General features: G+C 67.8%; 16 protein-coding genes. 12 read left to right on the top strand and 4 right to left on the bottom strand.

Translation table 11 applies throughout. The features are described from left to right. Positions 1 to 185: 185 nt before the first annotated feature. Positions 186 to 671 (bottom strand): carboxypeptidase regulatory-like domain-containing protein, encoded by a 486-nt coding sequence (locus AB0M24_RS27895; protein WP_363774001.1) that lies wholly within the window; start codon positions 669 to 671, stop codon positions 186 to 188. Further along, a complete protein-coding gene (locus AB0M24_RS27890) occupies positions 668 to 1,273 on the bottom strand; it encodes a sigma-70 family RNA polymerase sigma factor (RefSeq protein ID WP_363773998.1) in 606 nt (201 codons plus the stop codon). Before AB0M24_RS27890 ends, AB0M24_RS27895 begins: the two co-directional genes overlap by 4 nt. Positions 1,274 to 1,606: 333 nt before the next feature. Here AB0M24_RS27890 and AB0M24_RS27885 point away from each other — a divergent pair, with 333 nt between their 5' ends. From AB0M24_RS27885 to AB0M24_RS27865, 5 genes are all read left to right on the top strand, one after another. Continuing rightward, positions 1,607 to 2,266: a copper homeostasis protein CutC gene (locus AB0M24_RS27885; protein ID WP_363773995.1), complete on the top strand. Its 660-nt coding sequence runs from the start codon at positions 1,607 to 1,609 to the stop codon at positions 2,264 to 2,266. 79 nt (positions 2,267 to 2,345) lie between these two features. Next, positions 2,346 to 3,623, top strand: a complete 1,278-nt coding sequence (locus AB0M24_RS27880) for an extracellular solute-binding protein (protein WP_363773992.1) — start codon at positions 2,346 to 2,348, stop codon at positions 3,621 to 3,623. After that, a complete protein-coding gene (locus AB0M24_RS27875) occupies positions 3,620 to 4,510 on the top strand; it encodes a sugar ABC transporter permease (protein WP_363773989.1) in 891 nt (296 codons plus the stop codon). The genes AB0M24_RS27880 and AB0M24_RS27875 overlap by 4 nt, the downstream gene beginning before the upstream one ends. Further along, positions 4,507 to 5,340, top strand: a complete 834-nt coding sequence (locus AB0M24_RS27870; RefSeq protein WP_363773986.1) for a carbohydrate ABC transporter permease — start codon at positions 4,507 to 4,509, stop codon at positions 5,338 to 5,340. The genes AB0M24_RS27875 and AB0M24_RS27870 overlap by 4 nt, the downstream gene beginning before the upstream one ends. After that, positions 5,337 to 6,704, top strand: a complete 1,368-nt coding sequence (locus AB0M24_RS27865; protein ID WP_363773983.1) for a beta-N-acetylhexosaminidase — start codon at positions 5,337 to 5,339, stop codon at positions 6,702 to 6,704. The genes AB0M24_RS27870 and AB0M24_RS27865 overlap by 4 nt, the downstream gene beginning before the upstream one ends. A 56-nt stretch (positions 6,705 to 6,760) precedes the next feature. Here AB0M24_RS27865 and AB0M24_RS27860 read toward each other — a convergent pair whose 3' ends face one another. Together AB0M24_RS27860 and AB0M24_RS27855 are read right to left on the bottom strand one after the other, a co-directional pair. Next, positions 6,761 to 6,991 (bottom strand): PspC domain-containing protein, encoded by a 231-nt coding sequence (locus AB0M24_RS27860; protein ID WP_363773980.1) that lies wholly within the window; start codon positions 6,989 to 6,991, stop codon positions 6,761 to 6,763. A gap of 83 nt (positions 6,992 to 7,074) precedes the next feature. Then, the gene (locus tag AB0M24_RS27855) at positions 7,075 to 7,458 is read right to left on the bottom strand and encodes a VOC family protein (protein ID WP_363773977.1); all 384 of its coding nucleotides are present in this window, start codon (positions 7,456 to 7,458) and stop codon (positions 7,075 to 7,077) included. Between the two features lie 31 nt (positions 7,459 to 7,489). On the opposite strand from AB0M24_RS27855, the gene AB0M24_RS27850 reads away from it, so the two are divergent. The 7 genes from AB0M24_RS27850 (at position 7,490) to AB0M24_RS27820 (ending at position 14,757) form a co-directional block, all read left to right on the top strand. Then, positions 7,490 to 8,320, top strand: coding sequence for a MoxR family ATPase (locus tag AB0M24_RS27850; protein WP_363773974.1), 831 nt, complete (start codon positions 7,490 to 7,492; stop codon positions 8,318 to 8,320). Next, complete coding sequence (locus AB0M24_RS27845) at positions 8,317 to 9,291, top strand: VWA domain-containing protein (protein ID WP_363773972.1); 975 nt, start codon at positions 8,317 to 8,319, stop codon at positions 9,289 to 9,291. Before AB0M24_RS27850 ends, AB0M24_RS27845 begins: the two co-directional genes overlap by 4 nt. After that, positions 9,284 to 10,375: an XdhC/CoxI family protein gene (locus AB0M24_RS27840; protein ID WP_363773969.1), complete on the top strand. Its 1,092-nt coding sequence runs from the start codon at positions 9,284 to 9,286 to the stop codon at positions 10,373 to 10,375. Before AB0M24_RS27845 ends, AB0M24_RS27840 begins: the two co-directional genes overlap by 8 nt. Positions 10,376 to 10,455: 80 nt before the next feature. After that, positions 10,456 to 10,989 (top strand): (2Fe-2S)-binding protein, encoded by a 534-nt coding sequence (locus AB0M24_RS27835; RefSeq protein WP_363773966.1) that lies wholly within the window; start codon positions 10,456 to 10,458, stop codon positions 10,987 to 10,989. Further along, a complete protein-coding gene (locus AB0M24_RS27830; RefSeq protein ID WP_363773963.1) occupies positions 10,986 to 13,349 on the top strand; it encodes a xanthine dehydrogenase family protein molybdopterin-binding subunit in 2,364 nt (787 codons plus the stop codon). The genes AB0M24_RS27835 and AB0M24_RS27830 overlap by 4 nt, the downstream gene beginning before the upstream one ends. Continuing rightward, entirely contained in the window at positions 13,346 to 14,164 is an 819-nt protein-coding gene (locus AB0M24_RS27825) for an FAD binding domain-containing protein (RefSeq protein WP_363773960.1), read from the top strand. The genes AB0M24_RS27830 and AB0M24_RS27825 overlap by 4 nt, the downstream gene beginning before the upstream one ends. Then, positions 14,161 to 14,757 carry an SRPBCC family protein gene (locus tag AB0M24_RS27820; protein ID WP_363773957.1) on the top strand — a complete coding sequence of 199 codons (597 nt, stop codon included), beginning with the start codon at positions 14,161 to 14,163 and terminating at the stop codon, positions 14,755 to 14,757. Before AB0M24_RS27825 ends, AB0M24_RS27820 begins: the two co-directional genes overlap by 4 nt. Positions 14,758 to 14,760 lie beyond the last annotated feature (3 nt).

Genomic DNA, 14,760 nt, shown 5'->3' with positions numbered 1-14,760 from the left:
CCTTTTCCGCCCGAACAAGCGCCTCGCAAGGGACCCGAAGTCAAGCCCCAATCGCAATCGACGCGCCAGCGGCGATGACGAAACCAAAGCCCGTCCAGGCCCTAAAGCGCAACCACGCCGGAACGCAACCAATCCGCCCGGCGCGAAGCGCCTGAACCCCAGAAACCCCAGTACGCCCCAGAAACTCAAAGCATGATTGTCGGTGTGACCACTGTTCGCCCCGGCTCCCCGCGAGAGTTCACCAGGTGCACCAGAATCTGCGTGGTCCCCGCCGGCACATCGGGCAGCACGAACCGCCCACCATCGTCAGCTCGCGTGGTCGAAGACTTGTGATCAGCCACCCGCACCTCCACCGTGTGCTCCCCGGCAGGCACCAGCCACCCGTCGATCCGGTGCCGTGACCCCGTCGAGGTGAAGTTCACCATCAGGGTCAGGTTGTCGACGGTGAACGTGATCGTGCCGGTCTGACCGCCGCGCACTCCGGCGAACGAACCGGCTCGTTCCCAGCGCGCTACTTCCACGTCCAGGGATTCCAGAGCGATCGCGAACTTCACGCGGTCCACCAGATCGGCGGGCGGTGGGTCCAGTTCGTCGACCAAACGGTTCAGTTCGGAGAGGACGGCGGTGTCCTCAAGGCCCCTGCGGTCGTCGCGCGGGTCGATCTCGTTCACCGCGATCCTCCTTCCGTCTCCAGGTAGTTGCGCAGCAGTGTCAGGCACCGTCCCCTGGTCGGACCGATGCTGCCGTGGGGCATGGCGAGTGCCTCGGCGACTGCTCGGTACTCCGCGCGCCCCGCGAGCACGGTGAGTCGGAGCAGTTCCTGGCACCTCGTGGTGAGGCGGCCGAACGCGAGCCACAGGCGGCGGTCGCGGTCGTCCAACAGCGTCACGTCCTCGGGCAGGCCGGTGTCGGACTCGAGCTGTTCGGCGAATTCGTCGGACAGGTGGGTTTCACGCTTGTTGGGTGTCCAGGTTCGGCGTGCTTCACGCCTCGTCGTGACCACCAGGTAGCCGACCAGGGCTTTGGGCTCGTTGATGTTCTCGATGTTCTTCAAGAACGCGAGCCACACGGTCTGCACGACGTCTTCCGCGGCGGCCCTGTCCAGGCCTTGGCCGCGGGCCACGTGCCACAGCAGCGGGGTCAGCTCGGTCACCAGGACGTCCAGCGCGTCGCGGTTGCCTTCTCGGGCTGCCGCCACGCACACCGCGTGTCGTTCGGTGCCTTCAAGCCCGTCCCACGGCGGACGATCATCCGCCGTGTGCAGCTCGTCCATGCAGCACCTCCGATCGGCCGCCCTGTCAGCGCCGTCCGCCAACTCATGAAGGGCTAACTGGGCGGTAGATACAAAATTCACTCGATTGGAGCAGTATCACCGCCGCAGCACCTTCATCTTTCCCTGGGTACGCCAGCGGCCCGTGATTCCCCCTCCGGATCACGGGCCGCCTGTGGTGGGAGCTTGCGCCAGCCGGCACCCCTCGAACCGGCTGACGCGTGCTCCACGCCTGAACAAAGCGCTTACTCAGGAAGAGCGGAACTGGGTCGAGCAGATACAGCTCGGACGCAAGAACTCGTTGCCGCGTTCCAAGCGGCCGTTATGGTCTAGACCATGCCGATTCTCGAAGTGATCGCACTGAACGCGCAGGACGCCGAGGCTGCTCAGGAGGGTGGCGCGCACCGGCTGGAGCTGGTCGCGGACATGGCCTCCGACGGGCTCACGCCGTCGATCGCCACCTTCAAAGACGTGCAGCGAGCCGTCGACATCCCCGTCCGCGTGATGCTCAGGGACGCCAAGGGCTTCGCGCCCGGTGATCTCGAACAGCTGCGCCGGCAGGCCCGGGACCTGCGGGAAGTGGGCGCGACCGAGTTCGTGCTGGGCTACCTCGACGCCGAGAGCGAGATCGACGAAGAGGTCACGCTGAGCCTCGTCGCCGAGCTCGAGGGGTGTGCCTGGACGTTCCACCGCGCACTCGACAACTCCGCCGACGTCTTCCGCTCGTGGGCCACCGTCCAGAGGCTCGGCTGCGACACCGTGCTCGCCGCGGGCAGCGCCAAGGGGGTCGACGACGGCATCGAGAACCTGAAGAAGCTCGCAACTCAGACACCGCCCGCGCTGCTCGTCGGCGGCGGCCTGCAGCAGCGTCACGTCGCGGAACTGCTGGCAGCGGGCGTGACGGGCTTCCACGTCGGCAGCGCGGTGCGGCCGGACGGCTGGGACGGGCCGGTCTCCGCGGCATCGGTTCGGGAATGGGTCAATCGTCTGGTCTAGACCCTTGACGCAGACCGTTCTACAGTCACGTTGCTTCCTGTGAAATGGCTGTTGCAACATATGCAATGCGGAGGGCGCGATGAGGCTGAAGACACTCGTGGCCGTGCTGGGCGTGGGCGCGGTGGTCGCCTGCGCACCGGTGCAGTCGGGACCGACCACGACGGGAACGGACGAGAAGACCGGGCAGCTGCGGGTCTGGCTGTTCGACGAGGTCAACCGCGGGCCCAAGGAAGCGGTGGTCAAGGAGGCGATCACCGAGTTCCAGGGCAAGCACAGCGGCGTCACGGTCGACGTCCAGTACATCCAGGTGTCCAGTCGGGCAGAGCGCTTCAAGGCCGCGTTCAGCGACCCGAAGAGCGCCCCGGACGTCGCCGAGTTCGGCAACACGGACCTCGCTGGCTACGTCTCCGCCGGTGGCTTCTCCGAGCTAGACCTGAGCAAGTGGGACGAGTCAAAGGATCTGGTCCCGACGATCCTCGACACGGCCAAGGTCGACGGCAAGACGTACGGCGTGCCGTGGTTCGTCGGCGTCCGCGCCCTCTACTACCGCACGGACGTCTTCACCGAGCTCGGCCTGAAGCCGCCGACGACGCTCGACGAGATCGCCACGACGGCGCGCACCATCCGGCAGAAGAAGCCCGACATGCTCGGCATCTCGGCCGGCGGCAAGTACCTGTTCGCCGCGCTGCCCTTCATCTGGGCCAACGGCGGTGACCTCGCCAAGCAGGACGGCGGCAAGTTCACCGCCACCATCGACAGCGCCGAGGCCAAGGCCGGTGTCGCCAAGTACACCGAGCTGATCAAGGACGACATCTGCCCGCCCGCCACCTGCGCGGGCAACGGCGGTGACGCGAGCGTCGAGCAGTTCCGCGCCGGCAAGGCCGCGATGACCATCGGCGGCGACTTCAACCGCAAGTCCGTGGACGCGAGCAGTGCGGCCGGCAAGTACGGCGTCGTCCCGCTGCCCGGAAAGACCGCGGGCTCGGTCGCTCCCGCGTTCGCCGGCGGAAACCTGCTCGGCGTCATGAAGGGCACCCAGCGCAAGACGCTCTCGAACGAGTTCGTGCAGCTGCTCGCGTCGAAGAAGTACCAGCAGAAGATGTACACGGCGATGGGCAACCTGCCGACGTTCAGCGACGTGCAGAAGCAGGTCAGCGACTCCGACAAGTTCCTGGAGCCGTTCACGAAGACCCTGCAGTCCGGCACGAAGTTCGTCCCCGTCACCCCGGCGTGGGCGAAGATCGAGGCGCAGACCGTGGTGCCGACGATGATCCAGGAGGTCGTCACCGGCGCGAAGAACGTCGACGCGGCCACCGCCGACGCCGCCAAGACGATGAACGCGGCCTTCGCATCGTGAGCATTACGTCCAAAGGTCAGGGGCGAACGGCCTTCGCCTACCTGACCCCAGCGCTGCTGGTGCTCGGAGGCCTGCTGGCCTACCCGATCTACCAGCTGGTGCTCATCTCGCTCTACGACTACGGCCAGGAGCAGGTGAGCGGCGGCGCGCCGCTCGTCTTCCTCGGTCTCGGGAACTACCAGAAGCTGTTGGCGGACCAGCAGTTCTGGGGTGTGCTCGGGCAGACCGTCGCCTTCGCGGCGGTCTGCGTGGTCGGCACGTTGCTGGTGGGCGCATTCCTCGCGATCCTCGCCACGAGGGTCCGCACGTGGGTGCGGATGACGTTGTTCCTGGCGGCGCTCGGCGCGTGGTCCACGCCCGCCGTCGCCGGGTCGACGATCTGGCTCTTCCTGTTCGACGCGAACTTCGGCTTCGTCAACGAGGTGCTGGGCATCCAGGGCTTCTCCTGGACGTTCGACAAGTGGACGGCGTTCGGACTCGTCGCGGCACAGGTGATCTGGTGCTCGTTCCCGTTCGTCATGGTCACGCTCTACGCGGGCATCAAGGCGATTCCGAGCGAGGTGCTGGAGGCCGCGGCGCTCGACGGCGCGTCGGCGTTCCGCACGGCCTGGAGCGTCACGCTGCCGTTGCTGCGGCCGATCGTGCTCGTGGTGACCATCCAGTCGATCATCTGGGACTTCAAGATCTTCACGCAGATCTACGTGATGACCAACGGAGGCGGCATCGCCGGGCGCAACCTCGTGCTCAACGTTTATGCGTACCAACAGGCGTTCGCGGCGTCGGAGTACGGGCTGGGCGCGACCATCGGTGTCGTGATGACCGCGCTGCTGCTGGTGATCACGCTGTTCTACCTCCGCGCACTGCGGCGGTCGGGGGAGGCCCTGTGAGGCGCTGGATCACCGAGGCGTTCGTCCTCGTCGTCGCCGCGGTAGTCGCGTTCCCGCTGTTCTGGATGGTTCTCAGCGCGTTCAAGCCCGAGGACGAGATCATCTCGGCCGACCCGGTGCCGTGGACGACGAGGCCGACGCTGGACAGCTTCACGAGAGCGCTCACAGTCGCGAACTTCGGGCGTTACTTCATGAACAGCGTGATCGTTGCACTGGTCGTCGTGGCGCTCAGCATTCTCATCTCGTTCCTCGCCGCCACGGCGTTGACCCGGTTCCGGTTCCGCAGCCGCACGATGTTGCTGATCATGCTGCTGGTCGTGCAGATGGTGCCGGTCGAGGCGTTGACCGTGCCGTTGTTCTTCCTGATGCGGTCGGTCGGTGACAGCGTTCCGGCGTTCGGCCTGAACCACCTCGGGTCACTCGTGCTGGTGCACCTGGCGTTCAGCCTGCCGTTCGCGATCTGGATGCTGCGCGGGTTCGTGGCCGCGGTGCCGGTGGAGCTGGAGGAGGCCGCCACCCTGGACGGCGCCTCGCGGTTCCGGTTCCTCTGGCAGGTGCTGTTCCCGCTCGTCGCGCCCGGCCTGGTTGCGACGAGCGTGCTGTCGTTCATCCACGCCTGGAACGACTTCCTGTTCGCCAAGACGTTCATCATCTCGGCCGTGGAGAACCAGACCCTGCCGCTGGCTCTCCAGGTGTTCGTCAAACCCGACCAGAACGATTGGGGCGCGATCATGGCGGGCTCCACCCTGATGACCATCCCTGTGCTGATCTTCTTCGTGCTCGTGCAGCGCCGTCTGGTGTCCGGCCTCGCGGGGGCGGTGAAGGGATGAACCTGCTGCCACGCCCGGTGTCCTATGTGGACGGCGGAAAGCTCTGCGAGTACAAGGGCTGGGAGACGGTTCTCGTCGACGGTCCGGCCGGCGGCTATCGGCTGCTGTCGTCCGACGACGGCGTGCTGATCGAGGCGCACGACGCGGCCGGTGAGATGAACGCGTTGCAGACCCTGCGGCAACTGCTCGGTGTGCAAGCGTTCCGGGCTGCGGGCGAGAAACCGGCGGTCATCCCGGCGTGCGAGATCGTCGACCACCCGAGGTTCCCGTGGCGTGGCGTGATGCTCGACGTGGCGCGGCACTTCCTGCCCAAGCGGGAGGTGCTGCGGTACGTCGAGCTGCTGTCCGTGCACAAGCTCAACGTCCTGCACCTGCACCTGACCGACGACCAGGGCTGGCGCTTCGAGGTCAAGCGCTACCCGAAGCTCACCGAGGTCGGGTCGTGGCGGGAGGACTCGCGGTTCGGCGACCGGCGCTTCACCGGCATGGCAGGGCGTCCGCACGGCGGTTTCTACACGCAGGACGACCTGCGGGAGATCGTCGAGTACGCCCGGCAACGCCACATCGTGGTGATCCCGGAGATCGACATCCCCGGACACTCGCAGGCGGCCATCGCGGCGTACCCGGAACTGGGTGTGCACGGCGGCGGAGTCTGGACCGACTGGGGCATCAACGAGCGCGTGCTCAACACGGAGGAGTCCACTGTGGACTTCTACCGGAACGTGTTCGACGAGCTGATGGACGTCTTCCCCGCGGAGATCATCGGGCTCGGCGGCGACGAGGCACCCGGCCACGACGGCGAGCTGGTGCGGGCGATCGCCCGGCACATCGTGCAGAGCGGCAGGAAGCCGTACGGGTGGGACGAGATCCTGGAGTCCGGCCCGTTGGTGGAGGGCACGATCGTCGCGTCGTGGCGTGGTGTCGAAGGCGGCATCAGAGCGATGAGCGCGGGCCACGACGTCGTGATGTGCCCTGAGCAGTACGTGTACCTGGACTACCGGCAGTCGGAGTCGCCGGACGAACCGATCCCGGTCGGGACCGTGACCACGCTGGAGGACGTCTACGCGTGGGAACCGGTGCCCGCTGAGCTCACGGGTGAGGAACCCGGCCGGTTGCTGGGGGCGCAGGCGAACATCTGGAGCGAGCACCTCGACTCGCCCCGGCGGGTGGACTACGCGGCGTTCCCGAGGCTGGCCGCGTTCGCCGAGGTCGTGTGGTCCCCGGCGGAGAAGGATCCTGGTTTCGTGCAACGGCTGGCGGAACACCATCTGCCGCGGTTGGACGCACTGGGTGTGGAGTACCGACCCCTCGACGGCCCACTCCCGTGGCAGCAGCTCCCCGGCGTTCCGGGGTTCCCGCGGTGATCGGCAGGGGCCTCGTCAACCCCTGCCGACTGCTCCCTGTGCGTTGTTCATGGTGATCACATCGCAGCGTCTTCCTCGGGCATGAGGATCCACGCGGCGACGTAGAGGACGGCGCCGGTGCCGAAGCCCAGCAGCGTCGCGGCGACGAGGACGATCCGCAGGATCGCGGCGTCCACGCCGATCATCTTGGCGACGCCACCGCAGACACCGGCGACCATCTTGTCGCTGCGGCTGCGACGGAGCTTCTTGACCTGGTCAGTGGCTTCGTTGAGCACGTTGTTCGTCATGGCTCAAGAGTCGTCTTCTCGCGACCCCGGCACATCGGTGACCACCCGGAACCGGACCCTGATTCCGGGTGGGGACCCCAGGGTCAGTCGAGGCAGAACTCGTTGCCCTCGACGTCCTGCATGTTCTGGCACGACTCGTTGACACCGTCGGCGAGCAGCAGCGTTCCGCGCTTCGCCCCGAGCGCCTCCAGCCGCACGCACTCGGCCTCGAGCGCGTCGAGGCGCTCCTGGCCGACCATCCCGGTGCCGACCCGCACGTCGAGGTGGACGCGGTTCTTGACGACCTTGCCCTCGGGCACGCGCTGGAAGAACAGCCGCGGACCCACCCCGGACGGATCGCTGGCGGCGTACCACGAGTCGTCGTACTCGGCCGGTCCGACGTACCCGAGCACCTCGCACCAGAACTGACCGACGCGCACGGGTTCCGCGCAGTCGAACGTGACCTGGACCTGCTTGATCGTCCCCATCGGTCCAGCTTAAGGGCTTACGCTGAGGCTCATGGAGTCCCCTGAGGAACTGGCGTCAGGGCTCGACCGCGCGGGGTACCTGCCGGACGGCGGCATTGCCACGGCGGCGTTCCTGGCGGTCGCGATGGGACGGCCGCTGTTCCTCGAGGGGGAACCCGGCACCGGCAAGACCTCGCTCGCGCTGGCACTGGCCAAGACGCTGGACGTCCCGCTGATCCGGTTGCAGTGCCACGAGGGCATCGACGCCACGCAGGCGCTGTACGACTGGGACTACCCGCGCCAGCTCATGCACCTGCGGGTCCTCGAAACCCGAGGCGAGGTCGACGAGGCCTCCCTCTACACGCGACGGTTCCTGCTGGCTCGGCCGTTGCTGCAGGCGCTGGAGAACGCGCCGTGCGTGCTGCTGGTGGACGAGATCGACAGGGCGGACGACGAGTTCGAGGCGTTCCTGCTGGAGGTGCTGTCCGAGAACGCGGTCAGCATCCCGGAGTTCGGGGAGATCAGGGCCTCCACGCCGCCACTGACCGTGCTGACCTCGAACCGGACGCGCGAGGTGCACGACGCGTTGAAGCGCCGCTGCCTCTACCACTGGCTGGAGCATCCGAGTCTCGACCGAGAAGTCGCGATCCTCCGCCGCACCCTGCCCGGCCTCGACGAACGGCTCGCGCAGCAGGTCGCGGAGGCTGTCCAGAAGATGCGCGGTCTGGATCTGCTGAAGCCGCCGGGCGTGGCTGAGTCGCTGGACTGGGCGCGCGCACTGCAGGCGCTCGGGCGGTCCGAACCGGACGTGGCGACGCTCGGCGCGGTGCTGAAGTACCGGGAGGACGCGGATCGCGTGATCGGGAGCACAATCGTGGGGTGACGGAAGCCTGCGTGGGGTTCACGCGCGTCCTGCGGGGCGCCGGACTTCAGTGCGGGCCGGACCGCGTGCAGGCGTATCTGCAGGCCACCGCGCACGTCGACCTCTACTGGGCCGGGCGCCTCACGCTCTGCGCCGACCCGGACGACCTACCTCGCTACGACGCCGCCTACCGCGCGTACTTCGGCGGCACGCCACCCCGGCCGCGCACGACGGTCGAGCTCGACTCGGTGACGGTCGGCGTCGCTGCGTCTGATGTGGAAGTGTTGCGCCACAAGGACATCTCGGAGTTCAACGCGGCACCGCTGATCCAGCGCCTCAATCCCCTCCCGCCGCGCAGACGTTCTCGAAGGCTGAAGAAGGCTCGCCGTGGTCGCATGGACCTGGGGCGAACCGTCCGCGCGATGATCGAGATGGGCGGCGAGATCACCCGTCCACGTCATCGTCGGAGGGGTGTGAAGGCACGCAGGCTGGTGTTGTTGATCGACGTGTCCGGCTCGATGGCCGCCTACTCCGACGCGTTGCTGCGGTTCGCGCACGTCATCGCGCACGCCATGCCCGTCGAGGTCCGCACGATCGGCACGAGGCTCACCCGCGTGACCCGGCAGCTGCGCGAACGCGATCCCGAACGGGCGTTGCGAGCCGCCGGCCGGGCAATCCCCGACTACGAGGGCGGGACGAGGCTCGGTGAGGCGCTGAGAAGGTTCAACCAGCAGTGGCGGCAGCGCGGCGCGGTGGTGGTGCTGTTCAGCGACGGCTGGGAACGTGGTGACCCGACCCTGCTGGCGACCGAGATGGCGAGGCTGAGACGGGTGAGTCACAAGGTCATCTGGGCCAACCCGCACGCGGGCAAACCCGGTTACCAGCCCGTTCAGGCCGGTGTCGTGGCCGCGCTTCCGCACGTCGACAGGATGGTCGCCGGCCACAGCGTGCACGCGTTGGAAGAACTGCTGAAGGAAGTGCGCGATGCGTGATGTCCTGTTCGATCTCGCGGACCGGGTGGCGAACGGCGAGACGGTCGGCGTCGGCACGGTGGTCGCGACCTTCAGCTCGGCCCCGCGGCCGGCGGGTGCGGCGATGCTCGTGACGCAGGACGGCGAGGCGGTCGGCAGCGTGTCGGGCGGATGCGTCGAGGGTGCCGTCTACGACCTGGCGCAGGAAACCGACGAACCGGTTCTGCAGCGGTACGGGGTGAGCGACGACGACGCGTTCGCGGTGGGGCTGACCTGCGGCGGGATCATCGACATCTACGTCGAGAAGATCAACGCGGAGACGTTTCCGCAGCTCGCCGAGGTCGTGGAGACGGTCCGCGCCGAGCAGCCGGTGGCCGTCGCGACCGTCGTCGAGCACCCGGACGGCATCGGCCGCCGCATGGTCATCTGGCCGGATCGACGGGACGGCAGCCTCGGGTCGGCGCGCATCGACGACGCCGTCACCGACGACGCGCGCGGCTTGCTGGCGAGCGGGCGCAGCGGCGTGTTGCAGTACGGCCCGGACGGTCAACGGCGCGGCGAGGGCATGAGCGTGTTCGTGAACTCGTTCGAGCCGCCGCCGCGCATGCTCGTGTTCGGCGCGATCGACTTCGCGGCCGCGATGGCTCGCCTCGGCGCGTTCCTCGGCTACCGCGTGACCGTCTGCGATGCGCGACCGGTGTTCGCGACGCGGTCCAGGTTCCCCGAGGCGGACGAGGTCGTCGTGGACTGGCCTCACCGCTATCTGGAGCGCGAGGCGTCCAAGCTCGACGAGCGCACGGTGATCGCGGTGCTGACCCACGATCCGAAGTTCGACGTGCCGTTGCTGGAAGTCGCGTTGCGACTCAAGGTCGGCTACGTCGGAGCGATGGGATCCCGCCGCACGCACGAAGATCGGCTGGAACGGTTGCGGGAACAGGGAATGACCGAATCCGAACTTGCGGCGTTGTCGTCTCCCATTGGGCTCGATCTCGGCGCCAGAACCCCCGAAGAGACCGCAGTTGCGATTGCCGCCGAGATCATTTCCTTGCGGTGGAAGGGAACCGGTCTCCGGCTGAGCGCGATCGAGGTGCCGATTCACCGATGATCGGGTTGTTGAACCCGCAAACAGGGAGGAGGCTGAAGTGACCCTCGTCACTTAGGCCCACCACCCTGGGAGGGTTCCAAATGCACATCTCGGTCAACGTCGACGGAGTGACGTACGCCGACGAGGTCGAACCCCGCCTCCTGCTCGTCCACTACCTGCGGGAGCGTCTGGGCAAGACCGGCACCGTCGTCGGCTGCGACACCGGAAACTGCGGTTCGTGCACGGTGCATCTCGACGGCCACAGCGTGAAGTCGTGCTCGATGTTCGCGGTTCAGGCGAACGGGCACGAGATCACCACGATCGAAGGCCTCGCCCGTGACGGCAAGCTGCACCCGGTGCAGGAGGCGTTCCGCAACAACCACGCGCTGCAGTGCGGCTTCTGCACGCCCGGCATGATCATGCAGGCGATCGACCTGCTCGCCGACGAGTCGGATCCCGACGACGAGACCGTGCGGAAGGGCCTCGAGGGCAACCTCTGCCGCTGCACGGGCTACCAGAACATCGTCCGCGCGGTGCAGGACGCCGCCCAGCGGATGAAGCCGGGTGCCGGCCCGAAGATCGAACAGCACAGCGATGAGCACGTGACCGCGCGGCAGCCGGTAGGTGGCGAATGACCGCCACCGCGGAACCGGAAGTCGGCAAAGCCCGGCTCCGCAAGGAAGACGCGCGGCTGATCACCGGTCAGACGAAGTGGACCGACAACCTCCAGCTCACCGGCATGCTGCACATGGCGGTGCTGCGCAGTCCCGTCGCGCACGCCCGCATCCGCAACATCGACTGCAGCCGCGCCACCGCGCTGCCGGGTGTCGCGGTGGTCCTGACCGGTGAGGACTTCGCCGCTGAGCAGGGTTCTCTCCCTTGCGCGTGGCCGATCACCGCGGACATGAAGGCGCCACCGGCGCCGTCGCTGGCCGTCGACCAGGTCAACTTCGCCGGTGAGGCCGTGGCTCTCGTGATCGCCGACAGCGCCTACCACGCCGCCGACGCGCTGGCCGCGATCGATGTGGACTACGACGAGCTGCCGGTCGTGCTCGACCTGGAAGAAGCCTTGCAGGACACCGATCTGGTGCATCCGGATCTCGGCACGAACAAGTGCGCCACGTGGATCTTCGACTCGGCGGAAACCGGCAGCGGCACGAACGTCGAGGACGAGATCGCGTCCGCGGAAGTGGTGCTGGAGCGGACGTTCCGGCAGCAGCGGCTGATCCCGTCCTTCATGGAACCGCGGTCGGTCGTCGTGGACCCGAGCGCCGACATGTTCACCGTCTGGTCCGCCACGCAGATCCCGCACATCCTGCGGTGGATGCTCGCGGCCGTCTCCGGCATCTCCGAGCACAAGATCCGCGTGATCGCGCCGGACGTCGGTGGCGGGTTCGGCGGCAAGCTCCAGGTCACGCCGGAAGAGATGCTGTGCCTGCTGGTCGCGCGGCGGATGGGCCGTCCGGTGAAGTGGACCGAGTCGCGCACCGAGTCGATGCTGTCCGCGCACCACGGCCGCGACCAGCTCCAGAAGATCACGATGTCCGCCCGCCGCGACGGCACGGTCACCGGGCTCAAGGTCGAGCTGCTCGCCGACATGGGCGCGTACCTGCGCCTGGTCACACCGGGTGTGCCGATCCTCGGCGCGTTCATGTTCAACGCGATCTACAAGTTCGCGGCCTACCGGTTCGTGTGCACCAACGTGTTCACGAACAAGGTGCCCACGGACGCGTACCGCGGGGCCGGCCGCCCCGAGGCCACGTTCGCGATCGAGCGGATGATGGACGAGCTCGCGGCCGAGCTGGGCATGGACCCGATGAAGATCCGCGAGATGAACTGGATCAAGCACGAGGAGTTCCCGTTCTCCACGGTCGCCGGGCTCACCTACGACTCGGGCAACTACGAGGCCGCGACGGCTCGCGCGATGGAGCTGTTCGGGTACGAGGAGCTGCGCGAGGAGCAGGAACGTCGCCGTAGTTCCGGCGATCCGGTCCAGCTCGGCATCGGAATCTCCACCTACACCGAGATGTGCGGGCTGGCACCGTCGCGGGTGCTGGGCGCTTTGCGTTATGCCGCAGGTGGTTGGGAGACCGCGTCGATCAGGATGCTGCCCACCGGCAAGGTCGAGGTGATCACCGGAACCTCGCCGCACGGGCAGGGGCACGAGACGGTGTGGTCGCAGATCGTCGCCGACCGGCTGGGTGTGCCGTTCGAGGACGTCGAGGTGCTGCACGGCGACACGGCGTCGTCGCACAAGGGCATGGACTCCTACGGCTCGCGGTCTTTGGCCGTCGGTGGCACGGCTCTGGTGCACGCGGCGGACAAGGTGCTCGCCAAGGCACGGCGACTGGCCGCGCACATGATGGAGTGCGACGAGGCGGACGTGGAGTTCGCCACGGGATCGTTCTCCGTTCGCGGGACCGGGACCGTCCGCACTCTGGGCGATGTCGTGCTGGCTGCTCACGTGGCGCACGACCTGCCGGAGGGCATGGAACCCGGCATGGACGCCGACGCCACGTTCGACCCCGACAACTTCTCGTTCCCGCACGGAACCCATTTGTGCGCAACGGAAGTCGACACGGAGACCGGAATGGTCCGGATCTCCCGGTACGTGGCGGTCGACGACGTCGGCACGGTCGTGAACCCGTTGATCGTCGACGGTCAGGTGCACGGCGGGCTGGCTCAGGGCATCGCGCAGGCGTTGTACGAAGAGGCCGTCCACGACGAGATGGGCACGCTGACGACCGCCACGTTCGAGAGCTACCTGGTGCCGTCCGCGGCGGATCTGCCGGCGTTCCTGACGGATCGGACGGCCACTCCGGCGACGTCGAACCCGTTGGGCGTCAAGGGAGTCGGCGAGGCGGGCACGATCGCCTCGACGCCTGCTGTCGTGAACGCGGTGCTGGACGCCGTGCGGCACATGGGTGTTCGGGACATCGAGATGCCCCTGTCGCCTGAACGAGTGTGGACTGCGCTGCAAGGAGGTCAGTCGTGATCCCGGCGGAGTTCAAGTACCTGTTCCCGTCCAGTGTGGACGAAGCCGTGCGGATGCTCGCCGAGGAGGGTGAGGACGCCAAAGTGATCGCGGGCGGGCAGTCGCTCGTGCCGATCCTGCGCATGCGGCTGGCGGCACCGACGGCGTTGATCGACATCGGCGGGCTGACCGAGCTGACGGGTGTGCGCGACGACGGCGACTCGTTGCTCATCGGTGCGATGACCACGCACTACGAGGTGCAGCGCGACCATTTGATCCACGACCACGCGTTGTTGTTGAAGCTGGTCACGGACACGGTGGCGGATCCGCAGGTCCGGCACCGCGGCACGTTCGGCGGCTCGCTGTGCCACGCGGACCCGGCAGGCGACCTGCTGGCGCCCGCGCTGGCCCTGGACGCCGTGATGATCATCGCCGGTCCTTCCGGCCGTCGTGAGGTGCCGGCGTCGGAGTTCTTCGTAGACTACTTCACGACCGCGCTGGCTCCCGACGAGATCCTCATCGACGTCAGGGTGCCGAAGTACACGGGTTGGGGCGCGCACTACGAGAAGCTCAACCGCGTCGCGCAGGCCTGGTCGATCGTCGCGGTCGCGGCGGCGGTGCAGGTGCGTGACGGCACGATCGCCGCCGCCAGGGTCGGCCTCACCAACCTGGGTTCTGGACCGACGCGCGCGGTCGACGTGGAATCCGCGCTGGTCGGGCAGCCCGTGTCGGCGATCGCCGAGGCGGCGCTGCGGGCGTCGGCGGGCGACGGCTACAAGGACAACCTGGCTCGGGTGCTGACCGGCCGTGCGCTGACGGCGGCGGTAGCGGGATGAAGCTGACGCACTCGTTCACCGCGCCTGCCCCGGCCGAGGAGGTCTGGGAGGCGTTGCTCGACCCGGAACGCGTGGCGCCGTGCCTGCCCGGCGCCACGCTGACCTCGGTCGACGGCAAGACGTTCAGCGGGGAGGTGAAGGTGAAGCTCGGCCCGGTGCAGCTGCTGTACCGGGGGACCGGCGAGTTCGTGGAGATCGACCCGGTGCTGCGCCGCGCGGTCATGAAAGCCGCGGGTAAGGACACGCGCGGCAACGGCACGGCGTCGGCCGTCGTCACGTTCCAGGTGGGCGACACGGTCGAGGTCGAGACGGAGCTGTCCGTCACCGGCCGTCCGGCTCAGCTCGGTCGCGGCCTGATCTCCGAGGTCAGCGGCAAGCTCGTCGACCAGTTCGCGGAATGCCTGGCGAGCACGCTGGGTTCCGTGGATCCTGACGAGGTGGCGCAACAGCAGCATCTCCGAGTGGTCCCCGACGAGCCGATCGACCTGATCGACACGGCAGGCGTTCCGGTGTTGAAGCGCGTGCTACCCATCGCGGCCGCCGTGCTGGCGGTCGTGCTGTTCGTGGTCCTGCGGCGCAGGCGGCAGCGCTGAATC

The sequence above is a fragment of the Lentzea sp. NPDC051838 genome (assembly GCF_040681245.1).
Classification (GTDB): domain Bacteria; phylum Actinomycetota; class Actinomycetes; order Mycobacteriales; family Pseudonocardiaceae; genus Lentzea.
Note: the sequence above shows the minus strand (reverse complement) of the source record. Positions and strands in the feature narration are given on the sequence as shown.

Coding starts and splice junctions, on each gene's coding strand:
- AB0M24_RS27860 (WP_363773980.1), bottom strand. CDS start 6,991: ATGACGAACAACGTGCTCAACGAAGCCACTGACCAGGTCAAGAAGCTC.
- AB0M24_RS27840 (WP_363773969.1), top strand. CDS start 9,284: ATGCGTGATGTCCTGTTCGATCTCGCGGACCGGGTGGCGAACGGCGAG.
- AB0M24_RS27835 (WP_363773966.1), top strand. CDS start 10,456: ATGCACATCTCGGTCAACGTCGACGGAGTGACGTACGCCGACGAGGTC.
- AB0M24_RS27820 (WP_363773957.1), top strand. CDS start 14,161: ATGAAGCTGACGCACTCGTTCACCGCGCCTGCCCCGGCCGAGGAGGTC.
- AB0M24_RS27865 (WP_363773983.1), top strand. CDS start 5,337: ATGAACCTGCTGCCACGCCCGGTGTCCTATGTGGACGGCGGAAAGCTC.
- AB0M24_RS27880 (WP_363773992.1), top strand. CDS start 2,346: ATGAGGCTGAAGACACTCGTGGCCGTGCTGGGCGTGGGCGCGGTGGTC.
- AB0M24_RS27850 (WP_363773974.1), top strand. CDS start 7,490: ATGGAGTCCCCTGAGGAACTGGCGTCAGGGCTCGACCGCGCGGGGTAC.
- AB0M24_RS27890 (WP_363773998.1), bottom strand. CDS start 1,273: ATGGACGAGCTGCACACGGCGGATGATCGTCCGCCGTGGGACGGGCTT.
- AB0M24_RS27885 (WP_363773995.1), top strand. CDS start 1,607: ATGCCGATTCTCGAAGTGATCGCACTGAACGCGCAGGACGCCGAGGCT.
- AB0M24_RS27830 (WP_363773963.1), top strand. CDS start 10,986: ATGACCGCCACCGCGGAACCGGAAGTCGGCAAAGCCCGGCTCCGCAAG.
- AB0M24_RS27855 (WP_363773977.1), bottom strand. CDS start 7,458: ATGGGGACGATCAAGCAGGTCCAGGTCACGTTCGACTGCGCGGAACCC.